Origin of the sequence: Zhongshania aliphaticivorans, assembly GCF_001586255.1 — a bacterium.
In the GTDB taxonomy this organism is placed as follows: Bacteria; Pseudomonadota; Gammaproteobacteria; order Pseudomonadales; family Spongiibacteraceae; genus Spongiibacter; species Spongiibacter aliphaticivorans.
The window spans coordinates 4121174-4139692 of the sequence record NZ_CP014544.1 but is presented as its reverse complement, the minus strand read 5'-3'; the positions used below and the strand labels follow the sequence as shown (position 1 = coordinate 4139692).

At 45.4% G+C, this 18519-nt stretch carries 15 protein-coding genes; 9 read left to right on the top strand and 6 right to left on the bottom strand.

Features of this window, described 5'->3' with window-relative positions; all coding sequences use genetic code 11:
• Positions 1-63: 63 nt before the first annotated feature.
• The 4 genes from AZF00_RS18505 to AZF00_RS18490 form a co-directional block, all read right to left on the bottom strand.
• The gene (locus tag AZF00_RS18505; protein WP_062384706.1) at positions 64-1524 is read right to left on the bottom strand and encodes a flavin-containing monooxygenase; all 1461 of its coding nucleotides are present in this window, start codon (positions 1522-1524) and stop codon (positions 64-66) included.
• A gap of 49 nt (positions 1525-1573) precedes the next feature.
• Positions 1574-3976: a TonB-dependent receptor gene (locus AZF00_RS18500; protein WP_197465694.1), complete on the bottom strand. Its 2403-nt coding sequence runs from the start codon at positions 3974-3976 to the stop codon at positions 1574-1576.
• Positions 3977-3993: 17 nt separating this feature from the next.
• On the bottom strand, positions 3994-5145 hold the full coding sequence (locus AZF00_RS18495) for an IS4 family transposase (protein WP_062383042.1): 1152 nt from the start codon (positions 5143-5145) through the stop codon (positions 3994-3996).
• An 85-nt stretch (positions 5146-5230) separates the two neighbouring features.
• Positions 5231-7267, bottom strand: a complete 2037-nt coding sequence (locus AZF00_RS18490; RefSeq protein ID WP_062384700.1) for a DUF3604 domain-containing protein — start codon at positions 7265-7267, stop codon at positions 5231-5233.
• Positions 7268-7463: 196 nt separating this feature from the next.
• Between AZF00_RS18490 and AZF00_RS18485 the strand changes: the two genes are divergently transcribed.
• From AZF00_RS18485 to AZF00_RS18440, 9 genes are all read left to right on the top strand, one after another.
• Entirely contained in the window at positions 7464-8192 is a 729-nt protein-coding gene (locus AZF00_RS18485) for an START domain-containing protein (protein WP_062384697.1), read from the top strand.
• Between the two features lie 31 nt (positions 8193-8223).
• Positions 8224-9732: a MerR family transcriptional regulator gene (locus tag AZF00_RS18480; RefSeq protein WP_082793698.1), complete on the top strand. Its 1509-nt coding sequence runs from the start codon at positions 8224-8226 to the stop codon at positions 9730-9732.
• Between the two features lie 586 nt (positions 9733-10318).
• Positions 10319-10498: a sigma-70 family RNA polymerase sigma factor gene (locus AZF00_RS18475; protein WP_062384690.1), complete on the top strand. Its 180-nt coding sequence runs from the start codon at positions 10319-10321 to the stop codon at positions 10496-10498.
• Between the two features lie 240 nt (positions 10499-10738).
• Positions 10739-11698, top strand: a complete 960-nt coding sequence (locus AZF00_RS18470) for an SMEK domain-containing protein (protein WP_062384687.1) — start codon at positions 10739-10741, stop codon at positions 11696-11698.
• A 221-nt stretch (positions 11699-11919) separates the two neighbouring features.
• Positions 11920-13641: a DUF2326 domain-containing protein gene (locus AZF00_RS18460; RefSeq protein ID WP_062384681.1), complete on the top strand. Its 1722-nt coding sequence runs from the start codon at positions 11920-11922 to the stop codon at positions 13639-13641.
• 118 nt (positions 13642-13759) lie between these two features.
• Positions 13760-13984: a hypothetical protein gene (locus AZF00_RS18455; RefSeq protein WP_062384915.1), complete on the top strand. Its 225-nt coding sequence runs from the start codon at positions 13760-13762 to the stop codon at positions 13982-13984.
• A 34-nt stretch (positions 13985-14018) separates the two neighbouring features.
• The gene (locus AZF00_RS18450; protein ID WP_062383594.1) at positions 14019-15044 is read left to right on the top strand and encodes an IS630 family transposase; all 1026 of its coding nucleotides are present in this window, start codon (positions 14019-14021) and stop codon (positions 15042-15044) included.
• A 70-nt stretch (positions 15045-15114) separates the two neighbouring features.
• Complete coding sequence (locus AZF00_RS18445) at positions 15115-16038, top strand: glutathione S-transferase family protein (protein ID WP_062384679.1); 924 nt, start codon at positions 15115-15117, stop codon at positions 16036-16038.
• Between the two features lie 23 nt (positions 16039-16061).
• Positions 16062-16346, top strand: coding sequence for a hypothetical protein (locus AZF00_RS18440; RefSeq protein WP_062384676.1), 285 nt, complete (start codon positions 16062-16064; stop codon positions 16344-16346).
• Between the two features lie 55 nt (positions 16347-16401).
• Here the strand turns inward: AZF00_RS18440 and dld are convergent, their stop codons facing one another.
• Both dld and AZF00_RS18430 read right to left on the bottom strand, forming a co-directional pair.
• On the bottom strand, positions 16402-18093 hold the full coding sequence (dld, locus tag AZF00_RS18435; RefSeq protein WP_062384673.1) for a D-lactate dehydrogenase: 1692 nt from the start codon (positions 18091-18093) through the stop codon (positions 16402-16404).
• A gap of 22 nt (positions 18094-18115) precedes the next feature.
• Positions 18116-18514, bottom strand: coding sequence for a ribbon-helix-helix domain-containing protein (locus AZF00_RS18430; RefSeq protein WP_008253021.1), 399 nt, complete (start codon positions 18512-18514; stop codon positions 18116-18118).
• Between the last annotated feature and the right edge of the window lie 5 nt (positions 18515-18519).

Genomic DNA, 18519 nt, shown 5'->3' with positions numbered 1-18519 from the left:
GGTTCTGCGCAAAAAATAAAAAATTAAATCAATACCTCCACCAACATATTAATTCTATATTTTTTAATTCTTCCGAAAGAACTTTAAATCATTATTGTTAATCGACTTTAACCGCAGCTCGATGTAGTCACGAAAGTAATTCTGACTGGTTCGCCACGGGCTCTTTGGCCCAGCTTTCGGTATGCTGTCTATTGCGCGAACAATGTATCCCGACGAAAGACTCATCAATGGATTCTGATTCATACTGTTATTCGGCAAAACTGGGGTGCAATAATCAAAGCGCTCTTTTCTCATGTAATTGATTAGCCGGCACGCGAACCTGCCTAATAGATCAGTCTTAAGTGTCCACGACGCGTTGGGATAACCAATATAGAATATGGCGTTTGGAACGGAGTCCAACATCCCCCCTCTGTAAAGAAAATGTTTACCGATCTCGACCTTCTTACCGTCGACCGCTAAATCCATACCACTCAGCATTTCCATTTTTAGCCCTGTCGCTGTCACGATGACATCTGCGACTATAATTTTTCCAGATTTAAGCCTTATACCACCGCTTTCAAAGCCCGCAATGTGATCGGTAACCATCGTTACCTCGCCTGCCTTAATGGCGCTAAACAGATCTCCGTTTGGCACTACGCAGACCCGCTGATCCCATGGTTCATAAGAAGGGGTAAAGTGTTTTTCGACCGGATAATCTTTACCCAGCCTCCTGCGTATATCATGCAGTAACACTGACTTAACAAGTTTTGGGAACCGTTTTGCCACTAGGTAAAACGAGGTTTGCTTTAATATTCCCACCATACGCATTAAGGCATGAACACCGTTGTCAGGTAACAGCAATGTTAGTATTTTTGGCAAGAATGACTGCTCTGGCTGCGAAACAATATAGGTCGGTGACCGCTGTAGTACGGTTACTTTTGCCGATTGCCTTGCCATTGCTGGCGCCAAAGTAATTGCAGTTGCACCGCTGCCAATAACAACGACTTTCTTACCAGCAAGAGAATAATCAGCGGGCCAAAATTGGGGGTGCAAAATGTCGCCAGAAAACATGTCTTGGTTTGGGAATACCGGTGTGTATCCCTCTTTGTAAGAGTAGTATCCGTTGCAGGCAAAAAGGAAGCGCGCCGCCAGCCTTTCAGTATCACCCGATTTAACACACTGAATTACAATATCCCAGCGCGCCCTAGTGGAACACCAGCTCGCCGAAATAACTCGCCGCTGAAAACGTATATGCTTGTCGATATCGTGACTACGTGCGGCGGATCTCAGATAATTTAGAATATCCGAACCGCTGCCAATTGCTTTTGTAGATGTCCACGGTTTAAAGCGATAGCCGAGGGAATACATATCAGTATCAGATCTTATTCCAGGATACTTAAATAGATCCCACGTTCCCCCAAGCGATTCGCGGGATTCAATAATGGTGTAGCGACATTGCGGGCATTTAGTTTGCAGATCGTAAGCTGCATTAACACCTGATATTCCCGCCCCAATTATAACGGCATCTAACTGATCGATAGTCACAATAAAATCCTATTACCCTTCGCGCTATAAAATGTGTAGTGACAAGTAATCACCATTCATATTTAAGTTCGGCAAATACTCGACGCGGCTCAGAAATCACGCCAGAGTGCGATCCAGGCTGAAGCGGGACATCATTGGAACCGGCTAAGATTATTTTATTGGATATATTTTTAACCGAAACAGTAAAGTCCCAATGCTCTGCCTCGTCGGTAAAGCTCAACGCCGCACTAAGCTCGGTATGACCACCCATAGCGTCGGCAGGATCAAGATCCGTCGTCAAATACTGTTGCGCTCTATAGGTAGCGAATAAACCGATTCCAATATCAATGGGAAGCGCGTCATCAAGCCATGAACTCATGCGAGTAAAACTGATTAAGTTCGATACGCTGACCTCCCATTTTGGCGCTCGCGGAAGCTCGCGGCCGGTAAGATCACAGGTACTGTCCGACGTAGCGCTAGTGCCACCATTTGCCGGACACTGACCGTCTTTATACTCTGAGTAAGTCGCATCCAAGTAGGCGAGTGAGCCGGTAAAAGCAAACCAATCTGTGGGTAAAAGTTGACCATCAATTTCGACACCTTGGGAGATAGCCGAGGCCGCATTACCAACCGAGAAATTTAATCCGTCAAATAAACTCACCTGCAAATCACTAAATTCCGTATAAAAAAGGCCGACATTAAGTGTCGCCGCGCCATTGTAAAACCGAGTTTTAACACCGGCCTCATAGGTCTTCGCATTTTCAGGTTCGAATTCTAGGTTTGTATCGTCCACGGCCTGCTCATTAAACCCTCCCGCCTTAAATGCGGTAGCGTAGGTAGCGTACAAACTTATTTCGTCATTCAAGTCATATCGCACACTGAACTTGGGCGAAAAATCATTCTCCTGCCTAACGCCTGTGGTGTCATACGCAGACTCTCCAAGAAATACATTAAAAAGCGCCTGCGACGCGACATCATTATAAGCCAGTATCTGCTTCGCTCGTTTTTCCTCTTCGGAATAACGCAAACCCAAAATTAATGCGAGAGAATCAGTTACATTCCACGTACTTTGAGAGAAGACAGCATAGGACTCTGTCTCTTGATCAAATAGGCGAATATTATTGCGCTTTTGATTTCCAATAGAATCTAATAAGCCGCTCAGTATTGGCATATTTAACGGTAATAGATTTGTCGCTCCCGAAGTTTGGGCCGCACCTATCATCTCAATAACACGGTTGGGGTTAATAATAATTCTGCCATCTCCGACAATTTGATTCTCAAAGTAAAATAAGCCTGCGACATACTCAAATGGACCCTCAGGAGAAACCAAACGTAATTCTGCGCTGCGTTGTTCATAGTGATCATCATCTGCCAAAACGATGGCATCAATAGGGCCGAAATCCGCATCAAAAATAGAACCCTTATCGAATTCCGAGGTGCCTAGTATTGCCGATATTTGGTACTCACCCACGTAGTAATCAAATTGGGCCGTATATGTTTCTCCCTCTCTTAGAGAAGTCTCGCGTTCGTTTATTGAACCTCTAAAATCACTCGGATCATCTTCAACCTGAGGGTCATATTTGCGGTACAAATCCAGCGTATAATCTTCTGCTTGTGTTAGCTGAAGTCCGATGGAGTTGCCGTAAATCCGCGTTTTCGTTGCGGAAAGATTTAAATCCAAACCTTCAACTATGTTCGGGAAACTCAATTTAAATCGGCCAATGCCGAAATCTTGACTACGCAACTCTGGGTCTATATCGCCACGATGGGGATTTTGTGCAGGATCAAGATCGAAGGTTGTATTTTTGATTGACCCGTCCATGGTATCGCCGTCCCATGAAATACGCGCATTCACAACATCCTCAATTACTGGACCCGCGACAGCCACTCTTACTCGCTGTCGATCATAATCCCCTCCCTGCACGGCAATACGCCCTGTGAAGTCAGGACTTGGCTGACCGGTGGTAATATTTAATGCTCCGGCAATCGCGTTTTTGCCGAACAAAGTACCCTGCGGCCCTCGCAACACCTCAACTTGCTTAGTGTCAGCTAGCGTCTCGAAAAGATATTCCTGACGACCGTAGTAAATACCGTCAATCTGCATAGCAACCGAACGCTCGAAGCCCTTATTACTACCAGAACCCAAGCCGCGCATAGACACAAATCCACGGGTTGTCGTCATGGTAATAACCAAATTTGGCACCACTTGGCTGAGTTCACCAACATCTGAGATACCGACTTTGTCGATCATTTCTTCACTGACTACCGCAATGGAGATAGGCACATCCCTGACATCTTGCGCACGTTTTTGCGAAGTGACTACAACCTCTTCAATCTGCCTCGAACTCGTTTGTGCCTGCAGAGAACTTGTCAGTAAAAACTGAATCGTAACTACGGTGAAAATGCGTTTAGCACGGATCATAATCTTAAATCCCTTTTTTATTTTGCCAATGGTTTTAATGGTTGCGTTCATTGCTGTCCCATAAATATTCACATCAAGCATAGTTGCGGATGAATGTTGTTGTCGATTGGCTCCGGTGGATCACCTCTTAGCAAAGGCAGCAACTCTCTGCGCTCAAATAAATTGAGCTGCAAAAGGCGAATCATTTGCTGCAGGCTGCGATCAATTTGGCTACTGAACTTAATCCAAGCCAGCAGTAGATAGGCGCACATAGCAATCCAAATCTGGGTCATGACCGCGTTCTTGGACGTGCCGACAAAGGATTTGATTTTCAGGTTTTGCTTGATGCATTTGAAGAACAATTCAATTTTCCAGCGGGATTTGTAGATATCAGCAATGGTCTTGGCGGCAAGATGGAAGTTGTTGGTCAGAAACACATAGTGCTTGCCGGTTTCAGCATCACGGAAGCCGATCCGGCGCAAAGGAATTGGGCAAGTCTTTGCCTTTGCCCCGGTGATCAGTATGGTCTGATCACATGTCAGGCCTTTGGATTTAATGACCTCGCGGCGTTCGATAATACGGTACGTGGCATTACGTTTTTGTCGAGTAACGAAAAATATTCCTTTGTCATTCAGGGCCTTAAACCATGTGTAATCGGTATAGGCACGATCCATTACCACAATGCTATCAGCAGGGAATTCAAGGACGCGACCGACAGTGACATCGTGCTTTTTGCCATCGCTAATGCTGACAAAGCTGGGAAGTAGTCCGTCATGATCTAGGCCAATATGCACTTTTACTGCTCCTTTGGCACGACGGAATTTTGCCCAAGGGAACACGGAAAGACACAGGTCAATAGTTGTGGAATCGAGAGAATACAGTTTGTTCCCAAAGCGAAATCCATGTTTGGGCGCGACGCCTTGGCAGCGAGAAAGCAGTTTATGAAACAGCGCTTCGTAAAGCGTATAGGGCTGACTTTCATTCACGCGGGAAAGAGTGCTTCTCGACACATTACCGGTACCGAGGTGGTAAAGCCTGGCCGCTTGGGCAGACAGATTGCTGACGATATCGCGTAAGCTGGATCGGCCAGAAAATTGCGCCAAACTCAGCGCGACGAACTGAGACCAGCGCGACATTTTGCGCAGTTTTTGACCCTCGTGATGCTGTTTGGCGAGATTCTCAAATTCATGTCTCGATACGAGTTTTAACAATTGAGAAAATACCGTGTTATGATGTGCCAAGGCTTGAATCTCCCTGTTTTTACAGTGTTTGGTCGCACATCCATTGTAACAACTTGTTGGGATTCAAGCCCTTTTTATGTCAGATTTATGGGACAGCAATGGGTTGCGTTGAGACGTGAATAGCTGAACTCCAAGCTCTTTCCTGAATTATCGTTTGAAGGTCTGAGCGGGGCTCAACACCTGCACGAATAGCATCCCAGGTAGACCAACGACATGTTGGGTTCTCGAGCACCCGCGCGTAATAAATGGCTTTAGTTCCCGCCTGATAGGTAGGATCAAGCCAAATCGTCTTTATCTCAGACGCTCCTGTACCATCAGATATTGAACAATCCTCTAGATTGACCTCTGCATGGTTATTCGGGCATCGATGGCTTACTGGATCAACGGCCACACCTCCGGCGCAAGCTGCGTCATAAACGGCCTCATGTTGACTCGCATCCTCTCCAAGCCAGACCTTAACGACCTGAACTCGCTGCAAAGGCGCGCTATTCGGATCAAATGCTGCCCAAATAAAGAACCTTGGCTTCTCGTCCTCAGACAGGCTGAGCCTGCCCCCCATCGGCACACCGCCCTTATAGGCACGCGCAATAGCGTCGACATTAACAAGGAGTGAGTCGTCATAATCTTTACCGGCAAAGAATCGAATCGATATTCGAGGACCCGATGTACCAAAGGTCTCCTTGCGCTGAAAGGCCGAGTAAATAGCCTCTCTAGTATTAGATTCCGCCCATACCCCGGCTAAACCCGACGCACCAAAGCTAGGCACAGCACCTGAGATATAGGTTCTACCATCCACTTTCTCACTGAATTCTTTACCAAATGTTCCCACCGCCGTGGCTTCTAGCATTGTAAAAGGGACCGATCCCCGCCGCTTTGCGTCAGAGGAAAGTAATCCGATCTTAGATACAAAATCCTCTTCATCAACGCCACTCGCTGCATTGTGGGTGTCGGATGATCCAATAACACCGAAATCGTAGGGATTTCCTAACTCTTGCCGATCTAACTCCAAACCCCGCTGATAGGCTTGCCGCACATAGCTACCGTTAGGTTCGCTCTTTGCGTTGGATGCAACACGATAATCATCTATCTCAAAATTCGCCCACTCGTCATCGGGCGATAGTGAAGGATGCGTCTCTGACGTCCCTTTTATCTGAGTAATTTCTACAAGCGGTTCATTTCGACGTCGCTTCTGGACATAATCTATGTCCATCTTGGAGCCATCCCACTTCGTCATCTCAAACATATGACCATTTGAACCGTTTGAGTTGTGTGGTATCGCTAGGCTATCCACCCCCTTAGATCTAAGAATATCCATCCAATCCCAAAGGTGTTCCGGGTTTTCCGAATGCATGGTTGAGAAAGGCTCAGCCGGAAGATGCTCCGCATCCTTAAAAATAACATTTCGATGTAAATTGCCAGCATCTGAAGCCATAGAGGTATACTCATAGCCAACAAATGTTGTGAACTCACCTGGCTTATAAAAATCACGAGCGGCCTCTATCGTCGCCAACCAAGCTCGACTGGCGACTGATTTAACAACCTCTTTTGGCAGCTCCCCGCTGTTAATAGCACCCACATTCTTAGGGAGGAAATCACCGAACGCCTTCGCTCGACGCGCCACATTAAGGAGGGTGTTTTTTTGTTTTTCGAAATTATTAAGACCTTGGAAATCCGTCGCCACATCAGTCTTTGAATAGTCAGAACCTGCCGAATCAGCATCCATCGCCAAGCCAAGGAACATGGCGTGATCAGTGACCGCATAAAAATCGAGCGACTGTTTGAGCTTCATATCAAAACCAGCGGGATGGCTCAGCGGTTCACCCGTCGCATATCGATACGCATCTCGCGGCGTCGCGACCGTTCCCATTGAATAGCCATCAAATGAAAATGCCGTATGAACATGCATATCGCCGTAAAATGCCCGTTTATCTGGATATACCGCAACGCTGCCTGTAATTTTCTCTGCTGGTAGCGCCAACACCTCATAGTTCGGCGTGAACAAACGACTGCCAAATATCTCCGCCAAATCGCGTGCTTCAACAGCGCTGCCGCCATGCCCACAGCCTGTTAAACACAAGACGGCAGCAAATATCGACGACTCTATTATTTTTTTGCTATTCATAAACGAAGCCTTCCCAACAGCGAAGAGACTTAAACACTCGCTAAACTATTACCAAAATATCAATATGCTTGAATTAATGGATAATACAGTTATCCAATAATTAATGTCAACAACGACAACATTATTGGGTATTTAAATTATCCATTGTATAATTTGCGGCAGCCACACAGAAAAACTAAGCATAGAAAGGCGAAAAATGAATATAATCTATTGTTTTAAAAGAGATTTAGCTAAAGCCCTAACAATTTTCATCCTAGGTATTGCAAGCAATTATCCCACCACGGCGCTTGCCGACTCCAGCAACCAGGTCTGCAGTCTTCAGCTCCCAACACCTGAGGCCAGCAATAGTACTCACGACTCATGGGAGTTAAGTGAAACTAAAAAAGACCTTGAGATCTTCGTCAAAACAGTCAGCGGGAGCGATTACAAGGCGGTGCGCGCCGTGATGAAGATTGACGCGACTGCGCCATCGGTTTTTTCTGCGTTCGGCAGCGATTTCACAAAGCCAAACGGCTGCTCCGAATGGCGCTCGCAATGCAAGAAATCAAAGGTAATTGAGACAATTTCAGAACAGAGTAACGTTATATATTTGGTGCTTGACCTGCCATGGCCGATTGCGGATCGAGACCTTGTGTTAAAGTACCGCGTGGACGAATTTCAAAACACAGGAATGAGGCGCCTCTATGGCGAGACCGTCGATAATAGCTACCCTCAGCAAGGCTTGATTAGAGCGCAATCAACTCTTCTGTATTGTATTAAGCCAAACGGCGACAACGGTACCGATGTGATTTATGAAATGCATACATTATTGAACGGCGATGTTCCTACATCGCTATTCAATTCTCAGCTTGTTGAATCGACCGTTAAGGAAATGCTGGCCTTGAAAGCAAGCGCGCTTAAAGCAGAAATGAAGAAAGCAAATTGAAACCAGCCCGTATTAATCGGCATTCGAGTATATGACAACAGACACAACACCAACTATGGATGACTCAGGCACCTTCCCTATTGCGGAACTGATAGATAAATCTGGCGTGTCTCGCGAAATGATCAAATACTATCTACGCGATGGCCTCTTACCCCACCCAGAAAAGCCAAGACGCAACCTGTCGCTATACAGCGCACAACATATAAAGCTAATTCGACTGATTCGACTGTTCCAAAAAGATACAAAATTATCATTGCCGGAAATCAGCAAGATATTTAACGAACTCAATCACGACCCCCATAAAATTGAACTTCAATTGCTATCGGGAAATTATCTAAAAGATGTCGAAAGCCCCCTGTCTCACAGAATTGAAGCCGAAATAGCCACTAATGTATTAGACGGCTCAACACCAGAACTCACGGAAAGCATAGCCTTAGAATTCGATCAAGGCTTTATCGCGACGCTGAAACAACATAATCTGATATCTGCCGGATCACAACTTTCTGCGCACGACCAAAACATTGCAGGATTAATTTGGAGTGCAATGGAGCTCGGGGTATCGCTAAACTATTTCATCGGCACCCGAACAAAAATACACGATTTAGTCTCAGCGCAAATAGAGGTATTGAAAGGCGCCGTACATCCTGACCTCGGTTTCGCCGACAGCTTATCTGTTCACTATAGTGCCGACAGAATCATCAACCGCTGGCTGATAGCAGAAAAAACAAACATATTGCGCAAAATATATCTAGAAATTATAGATAGTGTGGATGTCGGCTTAGATGCCATATCAGACTCCATCTACATTCCGAGTAAGGCGTATAACAAAAGATATAAAATTAAGGAAAGTATTGAACAATTAGCGCTTGGCCCCAAACCCAACAATAGACAGACATATACCGCTTACGCCGGCGCCTGCGTCTTCGTTGCCGACTACACCTCCGCACATAACTTTATAAAACAAGGCCTAAAGGCATATCCAGGCGACGCACAACTGACGGCGATAGAATGCCTTGCCTATTGCCTAGAACAAAAGCCAGAGGATGCGGCAATACCGTATCAAGCATTGCGTGACATTCCGACCGAGAGTATTTGGACACTCGAGGCAAAAATATATTTTTTACTTATTCAAGCCTCAAAAGTCGGCGGAATCTCCGATGCATCAGTCCAGCTCAGGCAGGCCTATGAACTATTCATACAGGTTGCTGCCACACCTGCTATCGAACCTATGGAAAAGCTTGAAGCACTGCTAATAGGTGGCCGAGCACGTTCAATGTTTCCTCAATGGGTATCACACAATCCCGTTATTATAGAACGCCTTACCTCCCTACTCGCCTCACTAGAATCCTCGACCGTCAAGGAGTTGGGCTTGCCAATACAGGCAAGTCACGCTGCATATAAAACCTACGCACACTTTTACCTCGCTAGAGCCTACGACCTAGAAAATGCGCACGAAAAGGCCCAACCACACTATGAAGAGGTAATTAAGTTAGATCCGGCGTCCAACTTTAGCGCCTTCGCTTATTCGCGCTTGGATTAGCCTGACAATTATCTGCAACAAATAAAAAAGGCCACTCAATTGAGTGGCCTTTTTTATTAAACTGGTCGGAACGGCAGGATTCGAACCTGCGACCCCCACACCCCCAGAGTGACTTTGACAAAGCCACAAGATACTGATATTAATGACAAAAAGTAGCAATCTCACCTAAACTAAACTACATACTCGTGATTCAGCTAACCAAAATAGGGCCGTTCTTTACATTTCAGTTGCTACCGTAAAAGTTAACCTTTAACCCTACCGCACACTCCCACCCTATCAACACCTATGAACATAAATACCTAGCATCTCCTTTATTAAATTTTATATACTCCTAGCGCTGCGTATTCCGACCCAACCTGATCACCGCCTGCGACGCAACGTGATCACCTGTTGCGAACGAACGTGATCACTCATTGCGATGTAAAGTGATCACTTTACGGGACTTATCGCAACGGGTGATCAGGTTGCCGCAATGACTGATCACCATCAATCTCCACACCACCTCATGCATTGAAACTCATCCTGTACTGCACGTTATCCTTGCCGCTTTTGCGCCGGGATGACGATGCCAAACACGAGATTAGCAATGCGACATATCAAAGAAATTCTCCGCCTTAAACTTGAGGCAAAGCTAAGTCACAGACAGATAGCGCGCAGCCTAGGCATCGGCGTGGGCACTGTATCAACCTACGGCAAACGCGCCTCTGTGCTGGGGCTTTGCTGGCCCTTGCCCGCCGAGCTGTCAGATAACGATCGTGAGTGTTGATTTGCATTTAATTTTGAACCAATTATCGTAAAAATTTGCAGGATGATCTGACCCACTTTAACGCACAAAAGACGCAGTTCTTCAATGGCTTAAGCTGATTATAGCGGGTTACCTTTTTGTGCAACTAGAGGGTCAATATGAGATGCAAATCTACAGCGTTATGCGTATGATTTCGAGCTTAACCAGCCTTTATATAAGACTGTATAGTGTGATGAACGTACCTAAAATAATGAAAGCAAGATGAATCGCCAAGACTATCAAAAATCAGTTATCAACTCGCTTACTTGGCTTTCTACTCAGGTAACAGTACACAATAGACTGAATCTTACGGACATAAACGTTCACTCCGAAAACTTCTATCGCGATCTGTTGAATCTGGCTTTTGGTTACAGTTTAGTCAATATAAACATCATTGACGCCAACGCTGCCGCTATAGACCTTGGGGACGAAGGTAACAAGTTTGCTATTCAGGTGACATCTACTTCAGCACTTGCCAAAACAAGGCACACCGTTACTAAGTTTATTGAAAAAGGCTTGTACGAAAAGTACGATCATCTAGTAATTCTAAACATCACAGCGAAGACCGCACACACTGCCGAAACTGTTGGCGACAGCACTTACAGCCTGAACACCAAAGATGATATATGGGACATAGGCGACTTGGCTGTGATGATCAATGACTTAGAGCTGTCGAAAATTAAGGAGATCAGTAACTTTCTGAATAAGCAGCTTTACGTGAAGCCCATTGAAAGCCTTCCGCGTAATGTAGAAACCATTTTACGGCTAATTGAACTAATCAGTGACGAAGAACACCCCGCCGCTGGTGAAGGGTTTCTTGATGAGCCATTTCCAGAAGAAAAAATTAATAAACGTTTTGCAGATCATTCAGATTTCCTTAAACAGGAATTTCTAACACTTTATCAGGATTACGGTGCTGTTCTTGATTCGGTAGAACAAGAATCAGATATTGGTCAGGTTAAAATTCGTCGTGTTTCGCAACATTTACGAGTTTACAGTGATAAGGTCTTAACTGAATGTGGTGGTGACTCGAAAAATGCACTTGAAAAGCTAATTGACAACTTCATTGGAATGTTGGCTGAAAACGGTTTTGAAGCTGATACTGGTGCTGCACAGTTCTATATCGTTAAGCATCTAATTAGGTGCAACGTATTCCCAAACAAGGAAGTAGAAAATGGCTAACTTGTTCACAAAAGATGAAGACTTAATGAAGTCAGCACCATTTATTGGGTCAGAAATATTAAAGCAGATACAGAGTAGTGATGATGGTCGAATTAGCATTTTCGATCTGGCAAAGAATTTAAGAAAGACCAATAAAATTACGGCACGAAGCATCTACTATGGAATGCTTTTCTTGTATTGTTTAGACATAGTTGAATTCGACGAACCATATTTGATTAAAAATGTTAAAAATTAAAAAACTTTACAGCGAACCTGAAATTTTTGAGCCCATTATTTTTGAAGATGGGTTCAACCTTATATTAGGTGAAACCACTGAAGGGAATGTTAAAACTAACGGTGTGGGAAAATCCATGGCTGTCGAGTTCATCAACTACGCCTTGTTGAAACGTCACCACGATAGCCGAGTATCACTAATACCTGAAGAAAATTTATCACGTGATACAGTCGTATGTTTAGACTTTGAATTAAATGGTCACGCCATCACTTCTAGGCGAGTTATAAATGATCAAGAGTGTCCGACTCTAATCATAGACGGCGAAAGAAAATCTTACTCGAGGCTTTCTGATGCTAACGATCACCTAAGCACCTTGTTATTTGCAGGCGTAGCCTATGAAAATCCACCTTCCTTTAGAATGATGATGGGTCCATTGATGCGTGATGAAGGTTCTGAATTTAAGTCCATTATTAGCTGTTTCGACACAAACAAAAGAATACCGCCTGATTACACTCCTCATCTTTTTTTGCTGCACGTTGATCCAAATCCATACAGCGAAGCCAAACGGCTATATTCTGAAATGGAAAACGTTTCAAAAGCTAGAAAAAAGATGGAAGAAAACATAACTACGCTTACAAGCAAAAACATATCAGAATCCAAGGCAGACTTAAACGAATTAGAAAATCAAGTGCGTAGAATTCAGGGTGACATTGATAGGCTTGAGAACATTGAAGGCTTTGATGTCGTAAAAGATGAAATCATTGGTATTGAAAATCAGCTTGATCAAGAACGCTCAAGGCAAGGTGTTTTGAAATCAGAGCTATCAAAAATAAAGCTTTTTCGCGGGGATAACTATATTGACGGCCAGGAAGTTGCAGACCTTTATAATCAGTTCAAAGAAGGATTGGGCGACTTAATTAAGCGTGAATTGGATGAGGTCACTGCTTTCAAACAAAAGATTGACAACTTTCAGCGAAGCATAATGGATGATAGAAAATCTTCGATTGAACAAGAAATAAAGGCATTTGAAGACAGTATATCTTCACTCAACAAGCTGTACAGAGAAAAAATATCATTACTTGACCAAGAAGGTCTGCTTGTCAGTTTAAAGCAAACAATCGCAATACACGAAAAAAAGATTGCGGAGTTTTCCGCCTTATCCTCATTTATCCAAAAACACGCTGATTATGACAGCGAATATAAAGCAAAAAAACGTGATCGAGAAAGTGAAGTTTATCTTTTAGAAAGCTATGTGAATAACTCACAAGAAGTAATTGATTCTTTTGAAAGAACAATTCTTGATATGCACGATTATGTTTTTGGAAACAGAAGAAGCTCATTTGGAATTGAAGTTTCAAAACGAAAGGAAGTTTTGAAATTTGAACTTCGCACTGACTCAGATGGAAGTCACAGTATCAACAGAGAAAAAGTATTTCTATATGACTTTGCTTTGCTGATAAACCCAGAAACATCGAAGCATCACCCCGGCTTCTTAGTGCATGACAATATTTTTGATGTTGACCAAGATACTTTAATTCAAAGTATTAATTACATTGGCGAAAATATTGATTTGCTCAGTGGCAGGCAATATATACTTACTATTAATAGCGATAAATTTAGTGGTTCAGATTTAGAATTACTAAACATAAACCTTAATGAATACTCCCGAGCGGCATTTACAAAAGAGAATAGATTTTTGAAGATGCAATACCAAGAATTGGCTCCCTAGCCGCCATGGGAAAGCTCATAACAAAGCGCTGCTGCGGGACAAATTTTTGCGCTACGCCCCCCAATTTTCCGCAGAGCAAGACGCTATGAATACCAAAAATTAGATGTTGAGCATTATAATGACTGAAAAACTAAGCCCCTCTGCTTTAAACGCATTAAAAATCGCGTTTACCTATATGCCAAAAGCCATTGAAGTCACTAAATATGAGTATAGTGATGGCTTCCAAAAGGTATTAGATCATGTTGAAACAGTGAGAGAAATTTTACTGATTAATGATGTAGACCCTGATGAGGTTTATGGCGAAATAAACCCTGAGAATACGCCTAACTCTACTTACTATTAACCCGGCGATCAAAAGTATCTGATATAATGCGCGAATGGACGAAAAAATTGATGCAAGAAAATTATCCTTAGAAGTTCTTGAAGAAAAACGTCGACAGGCGCATCGACTTCGGAAACGCGGAATGACGAGAGCCGAGATTGGCGAAATAGTGGGCATTCACGCGGATACGATTGGTCGTTGGTTAAAGCGCGACAAGAATCAACTAGGATACGATAAGCCGGGGCGAAAAGCCGGTAGTGGGCGGCGGTTAACGGCTGAACAGGAACAGCATATTGAATCGGTGCTGATCGACAAAACGCCGGATCAATTAAAAATGCCCTATGCGTTGTGGACGCGGGAATCGGTTCGCGAACTGATCCTTAATTGCTATGGGCTGGCGCTACCCGTACGCACCGTTGGCGATTACCTAAAGCGCTGGGGCATGACACCGCAGAAGCCACAAAAGCGTGCGTATGAACAACGCGCGCCGGAAGTGAAAGCATGGCTAGAGGAAGAATATCCGGCGATAAAAGTGCAAGCGAAGCAGCAAAATGCCGAGATTTACTGGGGCGATGAGACTGGTCTGCGTAACGACTGCCAGCATGAGCGGGGCTATGCGCCCAAAGGAAAGACCCCAGTGATTCGTCTAAATGCCAAGCGTGAATCGTGCAACATGATTTCAGCAGTGACCAATCAGGGCAAAGTAAGATACCAGATATTTGAAGGCAACATGAATGCGGATAGACTGATTGATTTCATGATGCGATTGCTCAAAGATGCGAAGCGCAAAGTGTTTTTGATTCTGGATAATCTGCGGGTGCATCATGCCAAGCCGGTAAAAGAATGGTTAGAGGCGCACAAAAAAATGATTCAGGTATTTTATCTGCCAGCTTATTCGCCAGAACTAAATCCTGACGAGTATTTGAATTGTGACCTCAAGGGTGGTGTGCATAGTGGGCAGCCCGCACGCAATAAAGAGCAACTCAAACAGAAGGTATCGAAGCACATGCGTATGCTGCAACGGAAGCCACATCGTGTCCGCAAATATTTTAAGCACGAGAAAATTCGTTATGCCGCATAACAGATACCAAAATCCGCCGGGTTAATAACTCGCGAGTAGCTGTTTTTTCATTAAGCAATTGAGCGAAACAATGAACGATTCAATTATTCTGCATCACTATGAGAACTCGCCTTACGCGGAAAAAATTCGGCTGATGTTCGGTTTTACTAATACGCGCTGGCATTCCCTGCTGTCACCGGTTTATCCGCCCCGGCCGAATGTCGATCCTTTAACGGGTGGCTACCGCCGAATTCCGGTAGCCCAGATTGGCGCCGACATTTTCTGTGACACCGCACTGATTGCTCAGGAAGTGGCGACTGTAACGGGCTGCGCAGCGCTTGATCCCGCAACAGTCGAAGGCGATGCCTTGGCCTTGATGAAACAGGCGGAAGAGAAGGCTTTTTTTGCGGCGGTCGCTGCGGTGCCGCAGCTGCGCCTGCTGGGCACTATGCTCAGAAGCTTCGGCCCCATCGGCACCTACCGTTTTGCCAAGGACCGGTCTAGCTTGTTACGCGGTGGCACAAGCCGGCCGCCAGCGGCGGCCAAGGCGGCGGGTGTTCTGCAGTCTTTTCTCGATGCCTTGGAGGCTAGGCTAGCGGAATATCCCTGGGTCGGCGGTGATGCGCCATCGGTCGCCGATTTTGCATGCTTTCACCCGCTTTGGCTTCATGTGAGTTGTAATCGCAAGCCCTTGGCAGCGGGTGCAAACGTTCTGCGCTGGTATAAGGCGATCGAAGAGTTTGGGCACGGCCAACGCAAGGAGATAACACAGGCGGAGGCCTTTGAGGCGGCGAGATCAGCGGAACCTCGGGCACTGCCGACCAGTACTGAGCATGGTTCGCTGCAAATTGGCCAAGTGGTTCAGGTTGCGCCACTGGACTACGGCGTGGTGCCCGTCAGCGGAACGCTAGCGGCGGTAACTGAGAATCGAATTATTGTCGCTCGGGAGAGTAAGCAATTTGGAACACTGCATGTTCACTTTCCCCGCGCCGGTTATTCCCTCGCGGCGGGATGATTAACAGCGGCTCATAACAAGCAATGAATACATGGCTAAAAGTAAACTTAGGTGATGCCATGCTCGCAACGGGCATGCTCGCTGATCTTGAGTCTCGTCTTGCCCGGGTTTATGAGGAAGAAGGTAGGCCGTCCACTATGTTGGCGGTTTATCGTCATGAATCGAGTGAATTGCATTGTAGTGTGATGGTGTATTTAACCGCCGATTTTCAGCGTGCAAGTTTGCTAGAAAACGCAATTCATTGTGCAATGCCCGCTATGTCTGATTCTGGATTTTTGGCGGGTAATAAAGCGAGTATGAAGCAATAGGACCACAGTGTGGTTTTGTGAGTGTTCGTCATCAAAGGCTTTCGTCATCTAAGATCTAAGACTCGTCATAGTTTAATTTTTTAGACATGCCGCCAATCCCGGCGTTCAGGGTGTTTGTTGGGTCTAAGGTTTTATAGTTATTCGCCAATGCAGGCTTGGCGTGATAGTGATGCCCAACATTGTGCTCGGCGGGGTATTCGGCCCCGCGTTTCTCCAGCAGCGCTAGCAAGGCTTCTTTTACAGCTTGTACGTCTTCACCTTTGCGCACCAAATAGTCTTGATGAAAGACGTGGCATAGAAAGTGGCCGTAATAAAATTTATTCAGCAGCTTGCGGTTAAGCTCGTCGGGTAGGGTTTCGAACCAGTCTGTGTCGTTGCGCTTTAAGGCAATATCTAGGGCGACGATGGGTTCTACGCGGTTATGGTGTATGGCGGCATATTGCACAGCAGCCCCTGCGGCGGCAAAGCGCAATAAGTAAGCCGATTTTGCCTCGGCCTCACTGCAAAGAAAATAATCCACATCGTGTTGTTGTTTCATATTTTCTAATAATAATTCTGTCTCTGCTTTTTCGGCATCTTTTACGCTAAGAATTAATTGATGTTCGTACCTATTATTCCACTGGTGCAATACTTTAGGTGTTTGGCTCGGGAATAGCTTGGCCAGCCGGTAAACCATTTTGTCGATAAAACCCGGGCTTAAAAAAGGTATGCTTCTGCAAACGGAATCTAGCTGGCGCTTAATATTTAAGAATTTAGGCAGCCAGTTTGTGCCTAGGTATTTAATTAATAGCACAGTGTCTCGGCCGTAGTCATCGGCGAGGGTAAAGATATCTCGGTGCAAGTACTCCGCATAAATCGGTAGGCTGGCGGTTTTTTCAAGCAAGTCTTTTCGTAGGAGCTGCAGGGCTTGGGTGGAGTTGCTGCCTAAATAAAAGGTGTGTTCTTTTTCATTTTTTACAAAGGTATCTACCCGCACCGCGAAAACAGCCAGCTTGCCAGCGCAGCCACTGGCTTTGTGTAAGCGTCTGGGGTCGGCATTAAACCGCGCGGGGGTGTCGCGTGTTGTCTCACGCACCCAATTCGCATAATCACGGTCAGAGGCCAGCTTATTGGTGGTTTTGATATCCTCTAATGAATAATTTTTGTTCTGTAAGTTTGTCAGGATTTCTTCGGGTGTATTGCCCAGTTCAATATCGAGTTCATTAATTAAGCTGAGGGTGCCATCGTCGTTGACCTGCGCATAGAGCGCGAGCTCGGTGTAAGCGGGGCCGCGTTCGACCAGTGCGCCGCCAGAGTTATTGCAAATGCCGCCAACGATTGACGCGCCAATACACGAGGAGCCAATTACGGAATGGGGTACGCGACCATAGGGTGCTAGGGTCTTTTCTAATGAAAATAAACTGGCGCCAGGAAAGGCCAGAATCTGCTGCTGTTGATCTAAAACATGTATGTCATTAATGCGCGAGGTGTTGATGATTACCGTGTCGCGGTCGCAACCTTGGCTTGGCGTTGAGCCGCCGGTTAAGCCGGTATTGGCGGCTTGCATGATAACAATGACATTGGCTTTTACGCAGGCGTCGAGTATCTGCCATTGCTGCCACAGCGTCGCCGGTTTGACAACGGCAAGGGCGGGGCCTTGCCCCTCACGAAAGCCAGTGCGAAAAGGGGCGGTGGCACGTTCGCTGGTCAGTACATGGCGTGAGCCAACAATTTTTTTAAAGCACGTAATGAGCGGCGAACGTGACATTATTTATCAAACCTAATTTTGACTAATTAATGGAAGGCTTATAATTAGGTGAACTGAACAGCGCTTTACGCTGACGGCTGCGCAATTGCTCTTGCTCTAATATATTTTGCGCATTCACCTCGCCGAGGGGCAGCTCGTCTTCTCTGGTGAGCTTGCCATCGGCGATCAGTGATAAGTAGCGCGAACAGCACACTCGTAAAAACGAGGTGAAGTTACTAATATCGTGATCAGCATCGAGGGACTCTAGGTAGAGCTTGGTGATCATTTGGTTAACCGTCATTTGGTCGCGAAATGATATTTCTTCTAGGGTGTCCCAAAAGAACTCTTCTAAGCGAATAGAGGTAACCACACCATCAATACGCAGCGACTTGGTGCGATAGCTCCATAGTTTGCTATCGGCATTGATAAATAGCTGACACATAAATA